Origin of the sequence: Mesorhizobium abyssinicae, assembly GCF_049887195.1 — a bacterium.
Lineage (GTDB): Bacteria > Pseudomonadota > Alphaproteobacteria > Rhizobiales > Rhizobiaceae > Mesorhizobium > Mesorhizobium abyssinicae.
Map to the genome: position 1 here is coordinate 253035 of NZ_JARAKC010000004.1, position 16551 is coordinate 269585.

At 64.2% G+C, this 16551-nt stretch carries 14 protein-coding genes and 1 tRNA gene; 10 read left to right on the forward strand and 5 right to left on the reverse strand.

The features are described 5' to 3' along the window. The first annotated feature begins 210 nt into the window (after positions 1 to 210). The 4 genes from PU724_RS11590 to PU724_RS11605 all read left to right on the forward strand — a co-directional run bounded on the left by PU724_RS11590 (position 211) and on the right by PU724_RS11605 (position 3730). A tRNA-Cys gene (locus tag PU724_RS11590) sits at positions 211 to 284 on the forward strand. Positions 285 to 380: 96 nt separating this feature from the next. Further along, complete coding sequence (locus PU724_RS11595; RefSeq protein WP_128276172.1) at positions 381 to 1055, forward strand: protein-L-isoaspartate O-methyltransferase family protein; 675 nt, start codon at positions 381 to 383, stop codon at positions 1053 to 1055. Between the two features lie 183 nt (positions 1056 to 1238). Beyond that, positions 1239 to 2627, forward strand: a complete 1389-nt coding sequence (locus PU724_RS11600) for a TolC family outer membrane protein (RefSeq protein ID WP_127283802.1) — start codon at positions 1239 to 1241, stop codon at positions 2625 to 2627. A gap of 269 nt (positions 2628 to 2896) precedes the next feature. Continuing rightward, positions 2897 to 3730, forward strand: a complete 834-nt coding sequence (locus tag PU724_RS11605; protein WP_354422136.1) for a PopZ family protein — start codon at positions 2897 to 2899, stop codon at positions 3728 to 3730. Positions 3731 to 3797: 67 nt separating this feature from the next. Here the strand turns inward: PU724_RS11605 and PU724_RS11610 are convergent, their stop codons facing one another. After that, positions 3798 to 3905 (reverse strand): VOC family protein, encoded by a 108-nt coding sequence (locus tag PU724_RS11610; RefSeq protein ID WP_407045994.1) that lies wholly within the window; start codon positions 3903 to 3905, stop codon positions 3798 to 3800. Positions 3906 to 4220: 315 nt separating this feature from the next. Here PU724_RS11610 and PU724_RS11615 point away from each other — a divergent pair, with 315 nt between their 5' ends. The 4 genes from PU724_RS11615 (at position 4221) to PU724_RS11630 (ending at position 11412) form a co-directional block, all read left to right on the forward strand. After that, positions 4221 to 7004 carry a valine--tRNA ligase gene (locus PU724_RS11615; protein ID WP_354422134.1) on the forward strand — a complete coding sequence of 928 codons (2784 nt, stop codon included), beginning with the start codon at positions 4221 to 4223 and terminating at the stop codon, positions 7002 to 7004. Between the two features lie 359 nt (positions 7005 to 7363). Beyond that, complete coding sequence (locus PU724_RS11620) at positions 7364 to 8575, forward strand: OmpP1/FadL family transporter (RefSeq protein ID WP_128275340.1); 1212 nt, start codon at positions 7364 to 7366, stop codon at positions 8573 to 8575. A 289-nt stretch (positions 8576 to 8864) separates the two neighbouring features. Then, positions 8865 to 10589, forward strand: a complete 1725-nt coding sequence (gene ilvD / locus PU724_RS11625; protein WP_354422132.1) for a dihydroxy-acid dehydratase — start codon at positions 8865 to 8867, stop codon at positions 10587 to 10589. After that, positions 10576 to 11412: a tetratricopeptide repeat protein gene (locus PU724_RS11630; RefSeq protein WP_127283793.1), complete on the forward strand. Its 837-nt coding sequence runs from the start codon at positions 10576 to 10578 to the stop codon at positions 11410 to 11412. Before ilvD ends, PU724_RS11630 begins: the two co-directional genes overlap by 14 nt. A gap of 31 nt (positions 11413 to 11443) precedes the next feature. On the opposite strand, the gene PU724_RS11635 is transcribed toward PU724_RS11630, so the two are convergent. The 4 genes from PU724_RS11635 to erpA form a co-directional block, all read right to left on the reverse strand. After that, complete coding sequence (locus PU724_RS11635) at positions 11444 to 11737, reverse strand: hypothetical protein (protein ID WP_354422130.1); 294 nt, start codon at positions 11735 to 11737, stop codon at positions 11444 to 11446. A gap of 79 nt (positions 11738 to 11816) precedes the next feature. After that, a complete protein-coding gene (gene xth, locus PU724_RS11640) occupies positions 11817 to 12611 on the reverse strand; it encodes an exodeoxyribonuclease III (RefSeq protein WP_354422129.1) in 795 nt (264 codons plus the stop codon). Further along, on the reverse strand, positions 12608 to 13012 hold the full coding sequence (locus PU724_RS11645) for a VOC family protein (RefSeq protein ID WP_354422127.1): 405 nt from the start codon (positions 13010 to 13012) through the stop codon (positions 12608 to 12610). Before PU724_RS11645 ends, xth begins: the two co-directional genes overlap by 4 nt. 10 nt (positions 13013 to 13022) lie before the next feature. Beyond that, the gene (erpA, locus tag PU724_RS11650; RefSeq protein WP_126054194.1) at positions 13023 to 13370 is read right to left on the reverse strand and encodes an iron-sulfur cluster insertion protein ErpA; all 348 of its coding nucleotides are present in this window, start codon (positions 13368 to 13370) and stop codon (positions 13023 to 13025) included. Positions 13371 to 13439: 69 nt separating this feature from the next. On the opposite strand from erpA, the gene PU724_RS11655 reads away from it, so the two are divergent. Both PU724_RS11655 and argS read left to right on the forward strand, forming a co-directional pair. Then, positions 13440 to 14669: a deoxyguanosinetriphosphate triphosphohydrolase gene (locus PU724_RS11655; RefSeq protein WP_354422125.1), complete on the forward strand. Its 1230-nt coding sequence runs from the start codon at positions 13440 to 13442 to the stop codon at positions 14667 to 14669. Between the two features lie 64 nt (positions 14670 to 14733). Further along, positions 14734 to 16491 carry an arginine--tRNA ligase gene (gene argS / locus PU724_RS11660; protein ID WP_127283788.1) on the forward strand — a complete coding sequence of 586 codons (1758 nt, stop codon included), beginning with the start codon at positions 14734 to 14736 and terminating at the stop codon, positions 16489 to 16491. Positions 16492 to 16551 lie beyond the last annotated feature (60 nt).

A 16551-nucleotide genomic window follows, 5' to 3' on the forward strand; every position in this document is an offset into this window, starting at 1 on the left:
GAACCTGGCGTGAAAAAGCGTTGCGGCGCTTCACGCCGCCGCGGCGCAAGCCGGGTTGCTCCGTCACAGGCGGAGGCGGCGTGCTCTTGGAAACCGATCGGAAACGGCGTCCGCTGCTCGCATGAGGAAAGCGCCGGGAATGGCGCGCGGGCGCTTGACGGCCTTTCACCGCCAACATATTGAGTCCGCTCGGAACGCCGGGAGCAACGAGGCCTCGTGGCGGAGTGGTTACGCAGAGGACTGCAAATCCTTGCACCCCGGTTCGATTCCGGGCGAGGCCTCCAGTTGCCTGGGCTCCCTAGGGGAGCAGGCGTTCCGGTCGGATTGGACCGCGGTCGTGGCGCGGCAGGCGGGCCTTGTTGGGCGGAATGGTTGGAACGATGAGCGCTGATTTCTCCGAACGCCGCGTCAAGATGGTCGATGGCCAGGTCCGCACCACCGACGTGACCAGCGCGCCGTTGATCGATGCCATGCTTTCGGTGCCGCGCGAGAGCTTTGTCGGCGCCGGCCAGCGCGATCTTGCCTATATCGATGAGGACATCCGCATCTCCAGCGGCGCCAACGGCAGCGGCGCGCGCTATCTGATGGAGCCTTCGCCGCTGGCCAAGCTCTTGCAACTGGCCGAGATCGGCGCCGGCGATTCGGTGCTCGATGTCGGCTGCGGCACCGGCTATTCGGCCGCTCTTCTGTCGCGGCTGGCCCGCTCCGTGATTGCGCTGGAAAGCGATTCGGCGCTGGCGGAAATCGCCGGATCGGCGCTCTCGGCGCTGGCCTGCGACAACGTGACCGTGGTCACCGGGCCGTTGGCGCAGGGGCATGCCGCCAAGGCGCCCTACAATGTGATCTTCGTCGGCGGCAGCGTTGAGGAAGTGCCGGCCGCGCTGCTCGACCAGCTTGCGGAGGAAGGCCGTCTCGTCGCCGTGGAAGGGCAGGGCAATTCGGGCGTGGCCAGGCTCTTTTTCAAAGCGGGGGGGGTTGTAACGGGCAGACGCGCGTTTAATGCGGCAATTAAGCCACTACCTGGCTTTGAACGTACCCACGCATTTGAATTCTGAGCGTTTTTGCCTTGCAGTGAACGCGCTGTCGTGATCGCTTGCATTTGAACAATCGTTGCTGATCGCATAACCATGTATTCTCGGGGGCAGTCAGCGGGGGAACGATAGAAGCGCGGCGCCGGCTGCTCATGGATGAGCGACTGTCGTGGCGCGGTTCCCATGCAAACGAATGAGGGATATTACGTGCCGTCCGTACGCAAGACTGTTCTAGCCGCCATCCTGGTTTCCGCGACAGCGCTTTCGCCGCTGGCCGCCTCGGCGGAAACCATCACCGGCGCGCTTGCCAAGGCCTACCAGAACAATTCGCAGCTGAATTCCGCCCGCGCCGGTGTGCGCGTCACCGACGAGGGCGTGGCCATTGCCAAGTCCGGCTGGCGCCCGACCGTTACCGGTTCCGGCAGCATCGACTATTCGAGCAGCCATCTGAACGGCACCAACCAGAGTGTGCGCCTCACCACCGGCAATTTCGGCGTGCAGATCGACCAGACGCTGTTCGACGGGTTCCAGACCAGGAACAACGTCGCGGCTGCGGAAGCCCAGGTCCGGGCCTCGGTCGAAAGCCTGCGCAACACCGAGGAAAACATCCTGTTCAACGCGGCAAGCGCCTATATGGATGTCATCCGCGACCGCCAGGTGGCGGTGCTCACCGAACAGAACCTGCAGTTCCTGACCGAGCAGGCGCGCGCCGCGCGCTCGCGCTTCGAGGTCGGCGAAGGCACGCGCACCGACGTAGCCCAGGCCGATGCCTCGCGCTCGACCGCCGTGGCGCAGCTCAGCGCCGCCCGCGCCCAGGCGCTGGCCAGTGCGGCGACCTATCACCAGATCGTCGGCGACGAGCCCGGCAAGCTCAAGGCAGCGGCGCCGCTGGCCAGGCTTTTGCCGTCCAGCCTCGACGCGGCGATCGTCATCGCCTCGGCCGAGCATCCGGCTATCCTTGCCACCGCGCACCTGGTCGACGCGGCGGCGTTCGCGGTGAAGTCGCAGGAAGGCGCGCTGCTGCCGCAGCTTTCCGCCAATGCCGGCGTTTCCAGCGCCTATCGCAACACCGTGCCCGGTGCCCTGAGCACGTCGGACGGCACCACCAATTCGGCCAGCATCGGCGCGACGCTGACCATCCCGATCTATTCGGGCGGCCGCACCTCGGCACTGGTGCGACAGAAGAAGGAATCGCTCAGCCAGGCCCGCATCGAGGTCGATGTCAGCCGCGATCAGGTGCGCCAGGCCGTGACCTCGGCGTGGACGCAGTACACAGCCGCGCAGCAAAGCGTCGCCGCCAACAGGCAGGTCATCGCCGCGGCCCAACTGGCGCTCAACGGCGTCATCGAGGAGCGCAATGTCGGCCAGCGCACCACGCTCGACGTGCTGAACGCGCAGAACGCCGTCATCAGCGCCAAGATCAACCTTGCCAGTTCGGAGCGCGACGTGGTGGTGGCGAGCTATGCCATCCTGTCGGCGACCGGCCGGCTGTCGGTCGATCGCCTCGCGCTCAACGTGACGAAGTACAAGCCGGAAGAGCACTACAACGCCGTCAAGGACAAGTGGTACGGGCTGCGCACGCCCGACGGCCGCTAAAGCGTCCACTGCAATCAAGGTTCGGCTCGACAAGACGCCGCGTGTCCAACGGATGCGCGGCGTTTGGCATTGTCGGGCCCGATGCTCCTTCCTCCTCTGCCGCGGCCATCCGAGAGCCTGAGGCATAAGCTAATCTGTTGAAATCCAACATCTCCCCAGAATGGGGATTCTCGGACGGCGATCCGTCGGCTACCCTGTTGCCATGATTCGAATCCGGCTTTTGCCGGGGCGAAAATCTGGAATGGGTCACAAGGGCGGCGGATGTGACAATGGCGACGGCAAGCAGCGCGCAGCGCGAACCTTCCATGGAAGAGATACTCGCTTCCATCAGGAGGATCATCGAAGACAGCGACACCGGGCGCAAGCAGCCGGGTGACGCGAACGAATTGCGCCAGGATCTCCAGCCCGCGCCGGCGGCGGTCGTGCCGGCTCCGGATGTGGATGCCTTCCGTGCCGAACTCAATGCCGGGACCGAAGCCCGCAAGCCGGTCTCGCTGGCGGAGGTGCAGGCGCACCTGGCGGCCGAACCGGTCATCGCCCGCATGGAAACGCATACGCGCGTGGATGCCGCTCCGGCGGTCGAGCTGAAGGCGCCGGCGACGCTCGCCGAAGTGAGCGCCAGGATCGCCGCCGAGCCGGGCCCAGCCGCACCGGAGAAAGTTGTCGAAACCAGCGATACGATCGTTGCCGACTGGCGGCGCGAGATCGCCGCCGTCGGCGAGACGGCGAAGGCTGTGAGCAGGCCGGAGCGGGTCGAGCCGCGCGCGCCGGCAGTTGAACCTGAGCTCGAGATAGAAGAGGACGAGCTGGCGGACGAAGCCGGTTACGAGCCGGCCGCCGCGCATGTTGCGACGGCGCCGCAGCCCGCGGCAGAGGCGCCGCCCGTCCGCGCAGCGATCCTTTCAGAGCATGTCGGCCGCCAGGTCGCCGCCGCCTTTGGCGAGCTTTCCGATGCCTTTGCCAGCCGCAGCAAGAAAAGCTTCGACGAGATGGCCGAGGAGATGCTGCGGCCAATGCTGCAGGACTGGCTGGACAACAATCTGCCGACGCTGGTCGAGCGGCTGGTGCGCGAGGAAATCGAGCGCGTCGCGCGCGGCGCGTAGTAGCTTTCGTAGATCAGGTCAAACAAAATGAAAGCGCCGCCTTCGGGCGGCGCTTTTTTGCCGTTGCTCAGCCGGTGGCGAAGCAGATCAGGTTGCCGTCGGGATCGCTGACGATGAACGTGCGGGCACCCCATGGCTCCGTCCGCAGCGTCTGATGAAATCTGGCGCCTGGTATTCAAGAAACAACGGCTTGATCGCGTATCTTGTGGTGTTCGAGCGTTGGCATGGGCGCGTTACGGGGTTGAGATGGCGTAGGCGGGCAATGCCCCTCCGGGCAACAGCCGATGCGCCCTACAGCAGCGTGGCCAAGCTACGGGGGGTGCCGTCCGGGGCCCAAGAGCCACGCCGCTGCTCGGCTCCGGGAGTTGCCTTGATCTGTCCTGCCACTATCTAGCAGCAGTGCCGTCGGCCACGCGCCTGCGGTTGACTTGCCCACAGCCTTCCGATTTACACCGGACCCAACAAATCCCGACAGCCCGGACCGCTCCCCATGCTCGAAAAAACTTACGACGCCAAAACCGTCGAGCCCAAGATCGCCAAAATCTGGGAAGAGGCCGATGCCTTCCGCGCCGGCGCAGGCGCGGAGGAGGGGGCGGAGGCCTTTACCATCGTCATCCCGCCGCCGAACGTCACCGGCTCGCTGCATATGGGCCATGCGCTCAACAACACGCTGCAGGACATACTGGTGCGCTTCGAGCGCATGCGCGGCAAGAACGTGCTGTGGCAACCGGGCATGGACCATGCCGGCATCGCCACGCAGATGGTGGTCGAGCGCCAGCTGATGGAAAAGCAGATCCACCGCCGCGATCTTTCGCGCGAGGATTTCATCGAGAAGGTCTGGGAATGGAAGGCCCAATCCGGCGGCGCGATCTTCAATCAGCTGAAGCGGCTCGGCGCCTCGGCCGACTGGAGCCGAGAGCGCTTCACAATGGACGAGGGCCTGTCCAGGGCGGTGTTGGAAGTGTTCGTGACGCTCTACAAGGAAGGGCTGATCTACAAGGACAAGCGCCTTGTGAACTGGGACCCGAAGCTCCTCACCGCGATCTCCGACCTGGAGGTCGAGCAACACGAGGTCAACGGCAATCTCTGGCACTTCCGCTATCCGGTCGAGGGGGCTGTCTTCGACCCGGAAGACCCCAAGACGTTCATCACGGTCGCGACGACGCGTCCCGAGACGATGCTTGGCGATACGGCGGTGGCGGTGCACCCGGACGACGAACGCTTCCGTCATCTGGTCGGCAAGAACGTCATCCTGCCGATCGTCGGCCGCAGGATCCCCGTCGTGGCGGACGAATATTCCGATCCGGATAAGGGCTCGGGCGCGGTCAAGATCACGCCGGCGCACGACTTCAACGACTTCGAGGTCGGCAAGCGCCACAAGCTGCCGGCGATCAACATCCTCACCGTCGAGGCGGCGATAACCCTCAAGGACAATGAGGATTTCCTCGCCGGCCTCGAAGTGACGCCGGAACGCCAGGCCGTCTGGGACGAGCTCAATGGCCTCGACCGCTTCGCCGCGCGCAAGAGGATCGTCGAGCTGATGGAGGCCGGCGGCTTCCTCGACAAGATCGAGGCGCATCGCCATACGGTGCCGCATGGCGACCGCGGCGGCGTGCCGATCGAGCCGTTCCTGACCGACCAGTGGTATGTCAACACGATCGAACTGGCGAAGCCGGCGATCGCCTCGGTGCGCGAGGGCCGCACCAACTTCGTGCCGAAGAACTGGGAAAAGACCTACTTCGACTGGATGGAAAACATCCAGCCCTGGTGCATCTCGCGCCAGCTCTGGTGGGGCCACCAGATACCGGCCTGGTACGGGCCGGATGGGCGCGTCTTCGTCGAGAAGACCGAGGAAGAGGCGCTGGCCGCAGCGATCGAATACTACCTGGCGCTGGAGGGGCCGTGGAAGGCATGGGTCGAGGACAAGCTCGAGAATTTCAAACCGGGCGAGATCCTGAGCCGCGACGAGGACGTGCTCGACACCTGGTTCTCGTCCGCGCTGTGGCCGTTCTCGACGCTGGGCTGGCCGGACCAGACGCCGGAGCTCAAGACCTACTACCAGACCGACGTGCTGGTCACCGGCTTCGACATCATCTTCTTCTGGGTCGCCCGGATGATGATGATGGGCCTGCATTTCATGGACGAGGAGCCGTTCCACACGGTCTATGTCCATGCGCTGGTGCGCGACAAGAACGGGCAGAAGATGTCGAAGTCGAAAGGCAACGTCATCGATCCGCTCGAGCTCATCGACGAATACGGCGCCGATGCGCTGCGCTTCACGCTTGCCGTGATGGCCGCGCAGGGGCGCGACGTGAAGCTCGATCCGGCGCGCATCGCCGGCTACCGCAATTTCGGCACCAAGCTCTGGAACGCGACGCGCTTCGCCGAGATGAACGAGGTGGCCCGCAATGACGATTTCTGGCTGAACGACGCCAAGCTCGCGGTCAACCGCTGGATCCTCACCGAGCTGACGCGGGCGGCGCGCGACATCACCGACGGTATTTCCTCATACCGCTTCAACGAGGCGGCGGGTGCCGCCTACCGGTTCGTCTGGAATCTGTTCTGCGACTGGTACCTGGAACTCCTGAAGCCTGTATTCATGGGCACGGACGAGGCGGCCAAGGCTGAGAGCCGCGCCTGCGTCGCCTTCGTGCTCGACGAGATCTACAAGCTGTTGCATCCGATGATGCCGTTCATGACCGAGGAGCTGTGGGCGCAGACCGCCGGCGAGGGCCAGGAGCGCGCTTCGCTGCTTTGCCACGCCGCCTGGCCGTCGCCGGACTTCGAGGACGCGGACGCGGCCGCCGACATCAACTGGCTGGTCGATCTCGTCTCCGGCATCCGCTCGGTGCGCTCGGAAATGAACGTGCCGCCGGCGGCGATCGCGCCGTTGATGGTGATCGGCGCCAACACGCTGACGCAAGAGCGGCTGGAGCGCCACGCCCAGGCCATCAAGCGGCTGGCGCGCGTCGGCGACATCGCGCTGGTCGACGCGCCGCCGAAGGGCTCGGCGCAGATGGTGCTCAACGAGGCGACGGTGTGCCTGCCGCTCGGCAGCCTGATCGACCTCGCGGCGGAAGCGGCGCGGCTGCAGAAGGAACTGGCCAAGGTGACCGAGGAGATCGCCCGCCTGCACAAGAAGCTGTCGAACGAGAAATTCGTCGCCAATGCGCCGGAAGAAGTGGTCGAGGCCGAACGCGAAAAACTGGCCGAATACCGCGAGGCGCAGGAGAAGCTTTCGGTGGCGTTGACGCGGGTCCGCGACGCCGGCTGAAGTCAAGATTCGCCTCTACTTGGAGGCAGGTTTCCGGTAGGTCAATTGCCTCGAAAACGGCCATGCCGTTGGGTTAATTTTGACGTAAACGGAAAGTTTTAGCCCCATTGTTGCCATAATGTAACAATGGGGCCAAATAGCCCCGAAAGGCCTTGTTTTTGAGCTTTTTGTGACAGGTTTCACAGATTTTTCCGCCGAGTTGCCCCGGCAAAGCCATTTTTCGGCTAGGCGGCGGCATAGGCCGGTCCGCCCGAAAGGCGGCCAACCAAGGTGTACATGTACGCCTCCTGAATTCATTGTTGCGCCGTTAACCCGAATTGGTTCTAGCTTGATCCACTAGTATTTCGGGGAGGACATCCATGAACAATTTGCGTTTGAAAGCACTGCTGGGGGCGGGGTGCTTTTCGCTGGCTCTGATCGGATCTGCGATGCATCCGGCGCGTGCTGGCGGCCTGGAGCGGGGCGGCTACGACATCGATCTCCTGTTCGATCCGGCACCGTTCGCCACTGAGGCCGAAGCGACCTATGTGATGCCCGACCGCAAATACAAGAATGCGCGCGGTCCTGGTGGGGCCGATCTCGGCCTGGGTACCACGGCCGATGGAGCGGAGCCATACTGGGTCCCGCGGATCGGAGCCAAGGTCCAGGTTGTGCAAGGCGTGGACTGTATGGTCGACTATTCGCAGCCTTGGGGCGCACATGTAGCACCTGGCATGTGGAACGGCGCGATCTCCAATATCGAAACCGATATCAAGAGCGACAACTACGCGGCCACCTGTTCCTATAAGATGGATGCCGGAAAAGGCCAACTCCGTTTCATTGGCGGCGTCTTTTATCAGGAAGTGTATGGCTTCAAGGAAGGGCTGGTGTCGCTGTTCCCTATAGCGACCGGACGTGTCGATCTGTCGAGCAGCGGTTGGGGCTGGCGAGCCGGGCTCGCATACGAAATTCCGGACATCGCGTTGCGTGCTAGCCTTGTCTATAATTCGCAGGTCAAGCTCGACAACATCTCTGGTTCGCTGACGACTCCCCTGGGTTCTACGGCGATCTACTCGCCAACGCAGTCGATGCCGGATTCGCTGGAACTGAAACTGCAGTCGGGCATCGCGCCCGGCTGGCTGGCTTTCGGGTCGATCAAGTGGGTGAACTGGAGCGTGCTGCAAAGTGTTCCGATTTGCCCGACCTTGGCTCCAGCTGCACTTTGCTTCACGAATGGTCCGGGACAAGTGACCTCACTTGACCTGATGTATCGGGATGGCTGGACGGTAACGGGTGGCATCGGCCACAAGTTCAACGATGAGTGGGCCGCAGCCGGTCAGCTTTCCTGGGATCGCGGCACTTCGCATGGCTACGGCTCGCAGACCGATACCTGGACATTGGGCGGCGGCGTTGCCTACACGCCAAAGCCGAACATCGAGGTTCGTCTGGCCGGCGCGATCGGTGTCATGACCAGCGGCCATTCGGGCACGCTGGCCGGTGAGAACGGCTATGTGGCGGGCACCGACGCCAGCTACGACTTCGGCAACGATCTGGTCACGGCGATCTCGGGCGGCGTCAAGATCAAGTTCTAAGTATCTGAAAATTCGACTAAAGGGCCGGGCAATGCCCGGCCTTTTTCGTTGCCTAGACAGTAACTGACCACGCCCGTAGCTGCCTGCGTTGCAGATAAGCCGCACAATTGCCGCCCCTCCACAATTGTGATGTTTTAGCAACACTTTATGAACAACCCCAGCGCTACAGTTCCGGCCAGGGGGATTGCCCATTTCCCGCCATAAACCCGGCGCACCTCGAATGGTCTCGGGACACGCGCCAAAAGGCTCGGCGATGGGGCAGGCCGCACCGCCCGCGGCAAGGACGAGTATGGACGCCAGAGTTATCTCCAAGGCCAAGCTGCCCAGCCGCTACGTGACCGTCGGTCCGGCGCGCGCGCCGCATCGCTCGTACCTCTACGCCATGGGATTGTCGGCGGCCGAGATCGCGCAGCCTTTGGTCGGCGTCGCCAGCTGCTGGAACGAGGCGGCACCTTGCAACATTTCGCTGATGCGCCAGGCGCAGGTGGTGAAGAAGGGGGTCGCTGCCGCCAACGGCACGCCGCGCGAATTCTGCACCATCACCGTCACCGACGGCATCGCCATGGGCCACCAGGGCATGAAATCGTCGCTGGTGTCGCGCGAGGTGATCGCCGATTCCGTCGAACTCACCATGCGCGGCCATTGCTACGACGCGCTGGTCGGTCTTGCCGGTTGCGACAAGTCGCTGCCCGGCATGATGATGGCCATGGTGCGCCTCAACGTGCCGTCTATCTTCATCTATGGCGGCTCGATCCTTCCCGGCAGCTATCGCGGCCGGCAGATCACCGTGCAGGACGTCTTCGAGGCGGTCGGCCAGCATTCGGTCGGCACGATCAGCGATGAAGAGCTGCTCGAGATCGAGCAGGCCGCCTGTCCGTCGGCCGGCTCCTGCGGTGCCCAGTTCACCGCCAATACGATGGCCACCGTCGCCGAGGCGATCGGCCTGGCGCTGCCCTATTCCTGCGGCGCGCCGGCACCCTACGAGATGCGCGACCGCTTCAACTACGCCTCCGGCGAAAAGGTCGTGGAGCTGATCGCAAAGAACATCCGGCCCCGCGACATCGTCACGCTGAAGTCGCTGGAGAACGCCGCGACCGTGGTGTCCGCCACCGGCGGCTCGACCAATGCCGCGCTGCACCTGCCGGCGATCGCGCATGAGGCCGGGATCAAGTTCGACCTCTTCGACGTCGCCGCGATCTTCGAGAAGACGCCTTACATCGCCGATCTCAAGCCCGGCGGCAAATATGTCGCCAAGGACATGTTCGAGGCCGGCGGCATTCCGCTGCTGATGAAGACGCTGCTCGACCATGGCTATCTGCACGGCGATTGCATGACGGTGACCGGCCGTACTTTGGCCGAAAACATGCAGCATGTTGCCTGGAATGACAGCCAGGATGTGGTCCGTCCCGCCAACCGGCCAATCACCAAGACAGGCGGTGTCGTGGGTTTGAAGGGCAACCTTGCCCCCGAAGGCGCGATCGTAAAGGTCGCGGGCATGTCGGAACTGAAATTCTCGGGTCCGGCGCGTTGCTTCGATTCGGAAGAGGAGTGCTTCGAAGCGGTCACGCAGCGCAATTACAAGGAGGGCGAGGTTCTCGTCATCCGCTACGAGGGTCCGCGCGGCGGTCCGGGCATGCGGGAAATGCTGTCGACGACGGCGGCTCTCTACGGCCAGGGCATGGGTGGCAAGGTGGCGCTGATCACCGACGGACGGTTCTCGGGCGCGACGCGCGGCTTCTGCATCGGCCATGTCGGGCCGGAGGCGGCTGTCGGCGGCCCGATCGGGCTCATCAGGGACGGTGACGTGATCTCGATCGATGCGGTCAACGGCACGATCGAGGTGGCGCTGTCCGACGCCGAACTGGCGGCGAGGAAGAAGACGTGGAAGGCGCGCAAGACCGACTATCAGTCGGGCGCGATCTGGAAATATGCGCAGACGGTCGGATCGGCCCGCGACGGCGCGGTGACCCATCCGGGCGGTGCGAAAGAAACACATTGCTATGCGGATATCTGAGGTGTTGAGGTCGTCTGTCTTTTCGGCACTGGTCGTGTTCGCCACTTTTGGCGCGACCTTCGGCGCCGTGGGCCAGGCCGTGGCCTTCGACGACAAGGTGTTCGACGACAAGACCGGCGTGAAGCCGCAGTCCAGCCCGTGGGCGGTATTCCAGTTCGGCTTTTCCGCCTACAAGAACGGCCACAAGGACCAGGCGGTCGAGGCCTACAAATATGCCGCCGAGAACGGCCAGATCGGCGCCACCTGGAAGCTTGCGCGCATGTATGCCGAAGGCGACGGCGTGGCGCGCGACGACTACGCGGCCTTCAAGTTCTTCTCGGAGATCGTCGATCAGGACGTCGAGCCGGGATCGCCGGAGGAGAGCTATGTCTCCGACGCGCTGGTGGCGCTCGGCGACTATCTGCGCAAGGGCATACCCGGCAGCCCGGTCACCGAGAACGAGGTGGCCGCGCAGGAATACTACATGCGCGCCGCCGCCAACTACCGCAATCCGAACGCCCAGTTCGAGATCGGGCAGATGTTCCTGAAAGGCGAGGGCGGCGTCAAGGCAAGCGTCAAGCAGGCCGGGCGCTGGCTCCAACTGGCGGCCGAGAAGGGCCATGCCGGCGCGCAGGCGACGCTCGGCAACCTCCTGTTCCAGAGCGGCAAGGTGGTGCGCGGCCTGGCGATGATGACGGCCGCACTCGAACGTGCTGCACCGGCCGACCAGCCGTGGATCCGCAGCATGCAGGAAGAGGCCTTCGCCGCCGCCGGCGAAGCCGACCGCCGCACGGCCATCTCGCTCGCCGACGACATCCTGACGAAGGGGGGCGGCGACCAGTAAGCCGCGCCGCTGCCAAGTCACTCCAGGTAAATCAGTTCTCGGTCGGTTCCGTCGGCACCATGCTTGGCGCGGGCGTCGAGATCGGCGTGGTCATGACCGGCGGGGTCGTGCCCGGGCAGTCGTCATGGATCTTGGTCCACGAGGTGTTGTTGAGCACCATGTCGCAGCGGGCAAGGTGGCTTTCGCCGGCAATCGTCAGGCAGGCGGTCTCACCAATCTTGAACGATTTGCCGTTGGCAAGGCATGCCTGGGCGGCAAGCACCGTTGCCGGCGCGATCAACGCCAACACAAGGCCAGCCGAGCAAAGAACAAACCGGATCGCCATCGAACCCCCGCAGCAAGTCGCATCAAACGCGCAATTTGTGGCGATATCAGGGTTTTGCGGAGATTTGCGTGAGTAGCCCTCAGGCGGGCTGCAGCGCCAGCTCGATCGCCACCGGCACATGGTCCGATGGCTTCTCCCAGGCGCGGACATGCTTTTCGACCGAGGCCGAGGAAAAACGGTTGGCGGCTTCGGGCGACAAAAGCAAGTGGTCGATGCGGATGCCGTTGTTCTTCTGCCAGGCGCCGGCCTGATAGTCCCAGAACGTGTAGACATCGGACGAATCGGTGACGGCGCGCACCGCTTCGGTGAAGCCGAGGTTCTTCAGCCGGCGGAAGGCCTGCCGCGTCTGCGGCTGGAACAGCGCGTCGCGCAGCCAGTTCTCCGGGAACCGGGCGTCGGCGGCTTCGGGGATGACGTTGTAGTCGCCGGCCAGCACCAGCGCCTCCTCGAGCCGCAGCCGCTCCTGCGCCCACTTCTCCAGCCGCGCCATCCACGACAGCTTGTAGGAGAACTTCTTCTCGTCATCGATCGGATTGCCGTTCGGCAGATAGAGCGAGGCGACGCGCAGCGCGCCCCTGTCGGTCGAGAACACGCCCTCGATGAAGCGCGCCTGCTCGTCCTCGTCATCGCCGGGCAGGCCCTTGATAACTTCGTCGAAGCGCAGCTTGGACAGGAGGGCGACGCCGTTGAAGCCCTTCTGGCCATGGGTCTCGACATTGTAGCCGAGCGCCTCGACCTCGGCGCGCGGGAACTGTTCGTCGACCGATTTGATCTCCTGCAGGCAGACGATGTCGGGCGCGCTTTCGGTCAGCCAGTGGGTGAGGTTGCCGATGCGGGCGCGAACGCCGTTGATGTTCCAGGTGACGATTTTCATGGATTGCCCTTGGGATCTTCGGACGGGAGGCGTTCGACGAGGCCGATCGTATTGCCTGCCGGGTCCTTTAGGAAGGCCATCCACTCGCTTTCCCCCGCCGGACCGAACTGGCCTTCGGTGTCGCGATGGACGAGTGCCGGCGGCGCGGTGAAGGGAATGCCCGCGGCCTTCGCCTGCGCATGGAAGGCTTCGAGGCCGGTAATGTCGAGATAGACGATGCCTGCCGGCACGCCGTCGGTGAAGAACAGGCGCACATCGCCGGCCATGATGAAGGCGATGCCCGGCGGATCGTAGCGCGCATGCACGCGCATGCCGAGCACGTCACGCCAGAAGGCGAGCGTGACGTCGAGATCGCGGCCGGCCGAGAGCGCGACCTGACGAACCGCGCCGACGGCAGGCATCCGATTTCAGCTAAACAGAAAAACTGGTGCCGCAGCCACAGGAGGCGACGGCATTGGGGTTCCTGATCTGGAACGACTGGCCCATCAGGTCGTCGACGAAGTCGATCACCGAGCCGCCCATATAGACCAGCGACAGGTCGTCGATCAGCACGGTGGCGCCGTCCTTCTCGATGGCGACGTCGTCGTCGTTGCGCGTGTCGACGAGGTCGAACTTGTAGGAAAAGCCGGAGCAGCCGCCGCCTTCGACCGAGACGCGCAGCGCCGTCTTGCCCGGCTCGCCGGACACAATCCTGGCGATCCGCTTGGCGGCGGCGTCGGTCATCTCGACCTTCATGGCAGTCTTGGCATCGGCGCCCATGGCGTCACCTTGCTTTCGGTTTCATATGATAGGTATGAAGCGGGCGGGGCCAAGTCAACTGGTGGGTGAATGGACGTGCGGCAGGGCAAGGATGCTCTCGGCGACATAGGGTTCGGCTACCGGCCGCGCGCCGCCTATGCCAGCGATCCCGCGCGCTCGCGCGGCCGGCTGTTCGAGGAGGCCGAAAGCCCGACCCGCACGCCGTTCCAGCGCGACCGCGACCGCATCATCCATTCGACCGCCTTCCGCCGCCTGAAGCACAAGACGCAGGTGTTCGTCGCGCATGAGGGCGACCACTACCGCACCAGGCTGACGCATTCGATCGAGGTGGCGCAGATTGCGCGCGCTCTGGCGCGGGCGCTGCGCGGCGACGAGGATCTGGCCGAAGCCGTGGCGCTGGTGCACGACTTCGGCCACACGCCCTTCGGCCATACCGGCGAGGAGGCGTTGAATGAGAAGATGGCTGCCTGGGGTGGCTTCGACCACAATGCACAGTCGCTGCGCGTGGTGACGCGGCTGGAACGGCGTTATGCCGAGTTCGACGGGCTGAACCTGACCTGGGAAACGCTGGAGGGGCTGGTCAAGCACAATGGGCCGCTGGTGGATGCCAAAGGGCAGGGGCTGAAGGGCCCCGTGCCGCAGGCGATCCGCGACTATTCGGAGCTGCATGATCTCGAACTCGACCGGTTTGCCGGCATCGAGGCGCAGTGCGCGGCGATCGCCGACGACATCGCCTACAACACCCATGACATCGATGACGGTCTGCGGTCTGGCTTCCTGACGCTGGACATGCTGGAGGACGTCACCTTGCCGGGCTCGATCCTGGCGAGCGTGCGGGAGCGCTATCCGGCGCTCGACGCCGTGCGCACCGGCCATGAACTGATGCGCCGCCAGATCACCATGATGGTCGAGGACGTGATTGCCTCCACCCACGCCAATCTCGAGCGCCTGAAGCCGGCAAGCGCCGACGACGTGCGGGCGGCGGGCGAGACGATGGTGACCTTCTCCGCCGGCATGGCCGCGACCGAGAAGGAATTGAAGGCTTTCCTCTACAAGCATCTTTACCGGCACAGCGAGGTCATGCGCGTGCGTGCCGACGCCGAAGGGATCGTCAGGGATCTGTTCGATGCCTATTTCGCCGATCCGCGCGCCATGCCCGACGGCTGGCGCGAAGGCCTCGATAGGGCGCAGGATCGCATCAAGGCGCGCAGCGTCGCTGATTTCCTGGCGGGCATGACCGATACCTACGCCCTGAAGGAACACCGTCGCTTGTTTGACCACACGCCCGATTTGAGCTAGGGCGAGCGCGATTTTGCCGGCCAACGAGCCGGATTCCCTAGCACAGCCGCCAGAGCCAGACCCAATGAACATCTTCGCCGATTTCAACGCGCGAGTCATAAAAGCCGTAGAAGCGCTTGACCTGAAAGACAAGGATGGCGCGCCGCTCGACCTGTCGCGCATCGCCGTCGAGCCGCCGCGCGATGCCAGCCATGGCGATCTCGCCACCAACGCCGCGATGGTGCTTGCCAAGCCGACCGGGCAGAACCCGCGCGCGCTTGCCGAAAGGCTGGCCGAGGCGTTGCGTGGCGACGCCGACGTCGCGGCGGCCGATGTCGCCGGTCCGGGCTTCGTCAATCTCAGGCTGCATGATGGGTTCTGGCAGGCGCACCTGGCGGCGCTGCTCGGCGAGGGCCGCAACTATGGCCGCTCGACCATCGGCGGCGGCCGCAAGGCCAATGTCGAATATGTTTCGGCCAACCCGACCGGCCCGATGCATGTCGGCCATTGCCGGGGCGCGGTGGTGGGCGACACGCTCGCCAATCTGATGGCCTTCGCCGGCTACGACGTGACCAAGGAATATGTCATCAACGACGCCGGCTCGCAGATCGACGTGCTCGGCCGCTCGGCTCTGCTGCGCTATCGCGAGGCGCTCGGCGAGGCGATCGGCGAGATACCCGCCGGGCTCTATCCGGGCGACTATCTCATTCCGGTCGGCCAGGCGCTGGTAAAGGAGTTTGGCGGCAAGCTTTTGCAGATGCCGGAAGACGAGGCGCTCGCCATCGTCAAGAACCGCACCATCGATGCCATGATGGCGATGATCCGCGAGGATCTGGCGCTGCTCAACGTGCACCACGACGTGTTCTTCTCCGAGCGCACGCTGCATGCCGACAATGCCAGGAAGATCCGCTCGGCAATCGCCGACCTGACGCTGAAGGGGCATATCTACAAGGGCAAGCTGCCGCCGCCCAAGGGCGAGAAGCCGGACGACTGGGAAGATCGCGAGCAGACCTTGTTCCGCTCGACCGCCGTCGGCGACGACATGGACCGGGCGCTGGTCAAGTCGGACGGCTCCTTCACCTATTTCGCCGCCGATGTCGCCTATCTCAAGGACAAGGTCGACCGCGGCTTCGTCGACCTGATCTATGTGCTGGGAGCCGACCATGGCGGCTACGTCAAGCGGCTTGAGGCGCTGGCGCGCGCGGTCGCCGGCGACGAGGTGAAGCTCACCGTCCTGCTCTGCCAGTTGGTCAAGCTGTTCCGCGACGGCGAGCCGGTCCGCATGTCGAAACGGTCCGGCGATTTCGTCACGCTGCGCGAGGTCGTCGAAGAGGTTGGCCGCGACCCGATCCGCTTCATGATGCTTTACCGCAAGAACGACGCGCCGCTCGATTTCGACTTCGCCAAGGTGACCGAGCAGTCGAAGGACAATCCGGTGTTCTACGTGCAATACGCCTCGGCGCGCTGCCACTCGGTGTTCCGGCAGGCGAGCGAGCAGTTGGGCGAGGCCAATTTCGACCGCAATCGGCTGACGGCGTCGGTGGCTTCGCTCTCCGACGAGGGCGAAATCGGCCTGATCCGGAAGCTGGCTGAATATCCAAGGCTGATTGAGTCCGCGGCCCTTGCATTGGAGCCGCACAGGCTGGCATTCTACCTCTACGATCTGGCTTCCAGCTTCCATGGGCACTGGAACCGGGGGACGGATAATCCTGACTTACGTTTTGTTAAGGTTAACGACCGACAATTGACGTATGCCAGACTGGGGCTGGTGCAGGCTGTTTCGGACGTTTTGACGTCCGGCCTGACGCTGATTGGGGCCGAAGCGCCCACCGAGATGCGTTAGGTTTGACTAAAAAGCCTGTCACCTTTTGCCCACATTGCGCTGGTAAGGGCCAACCCTGCG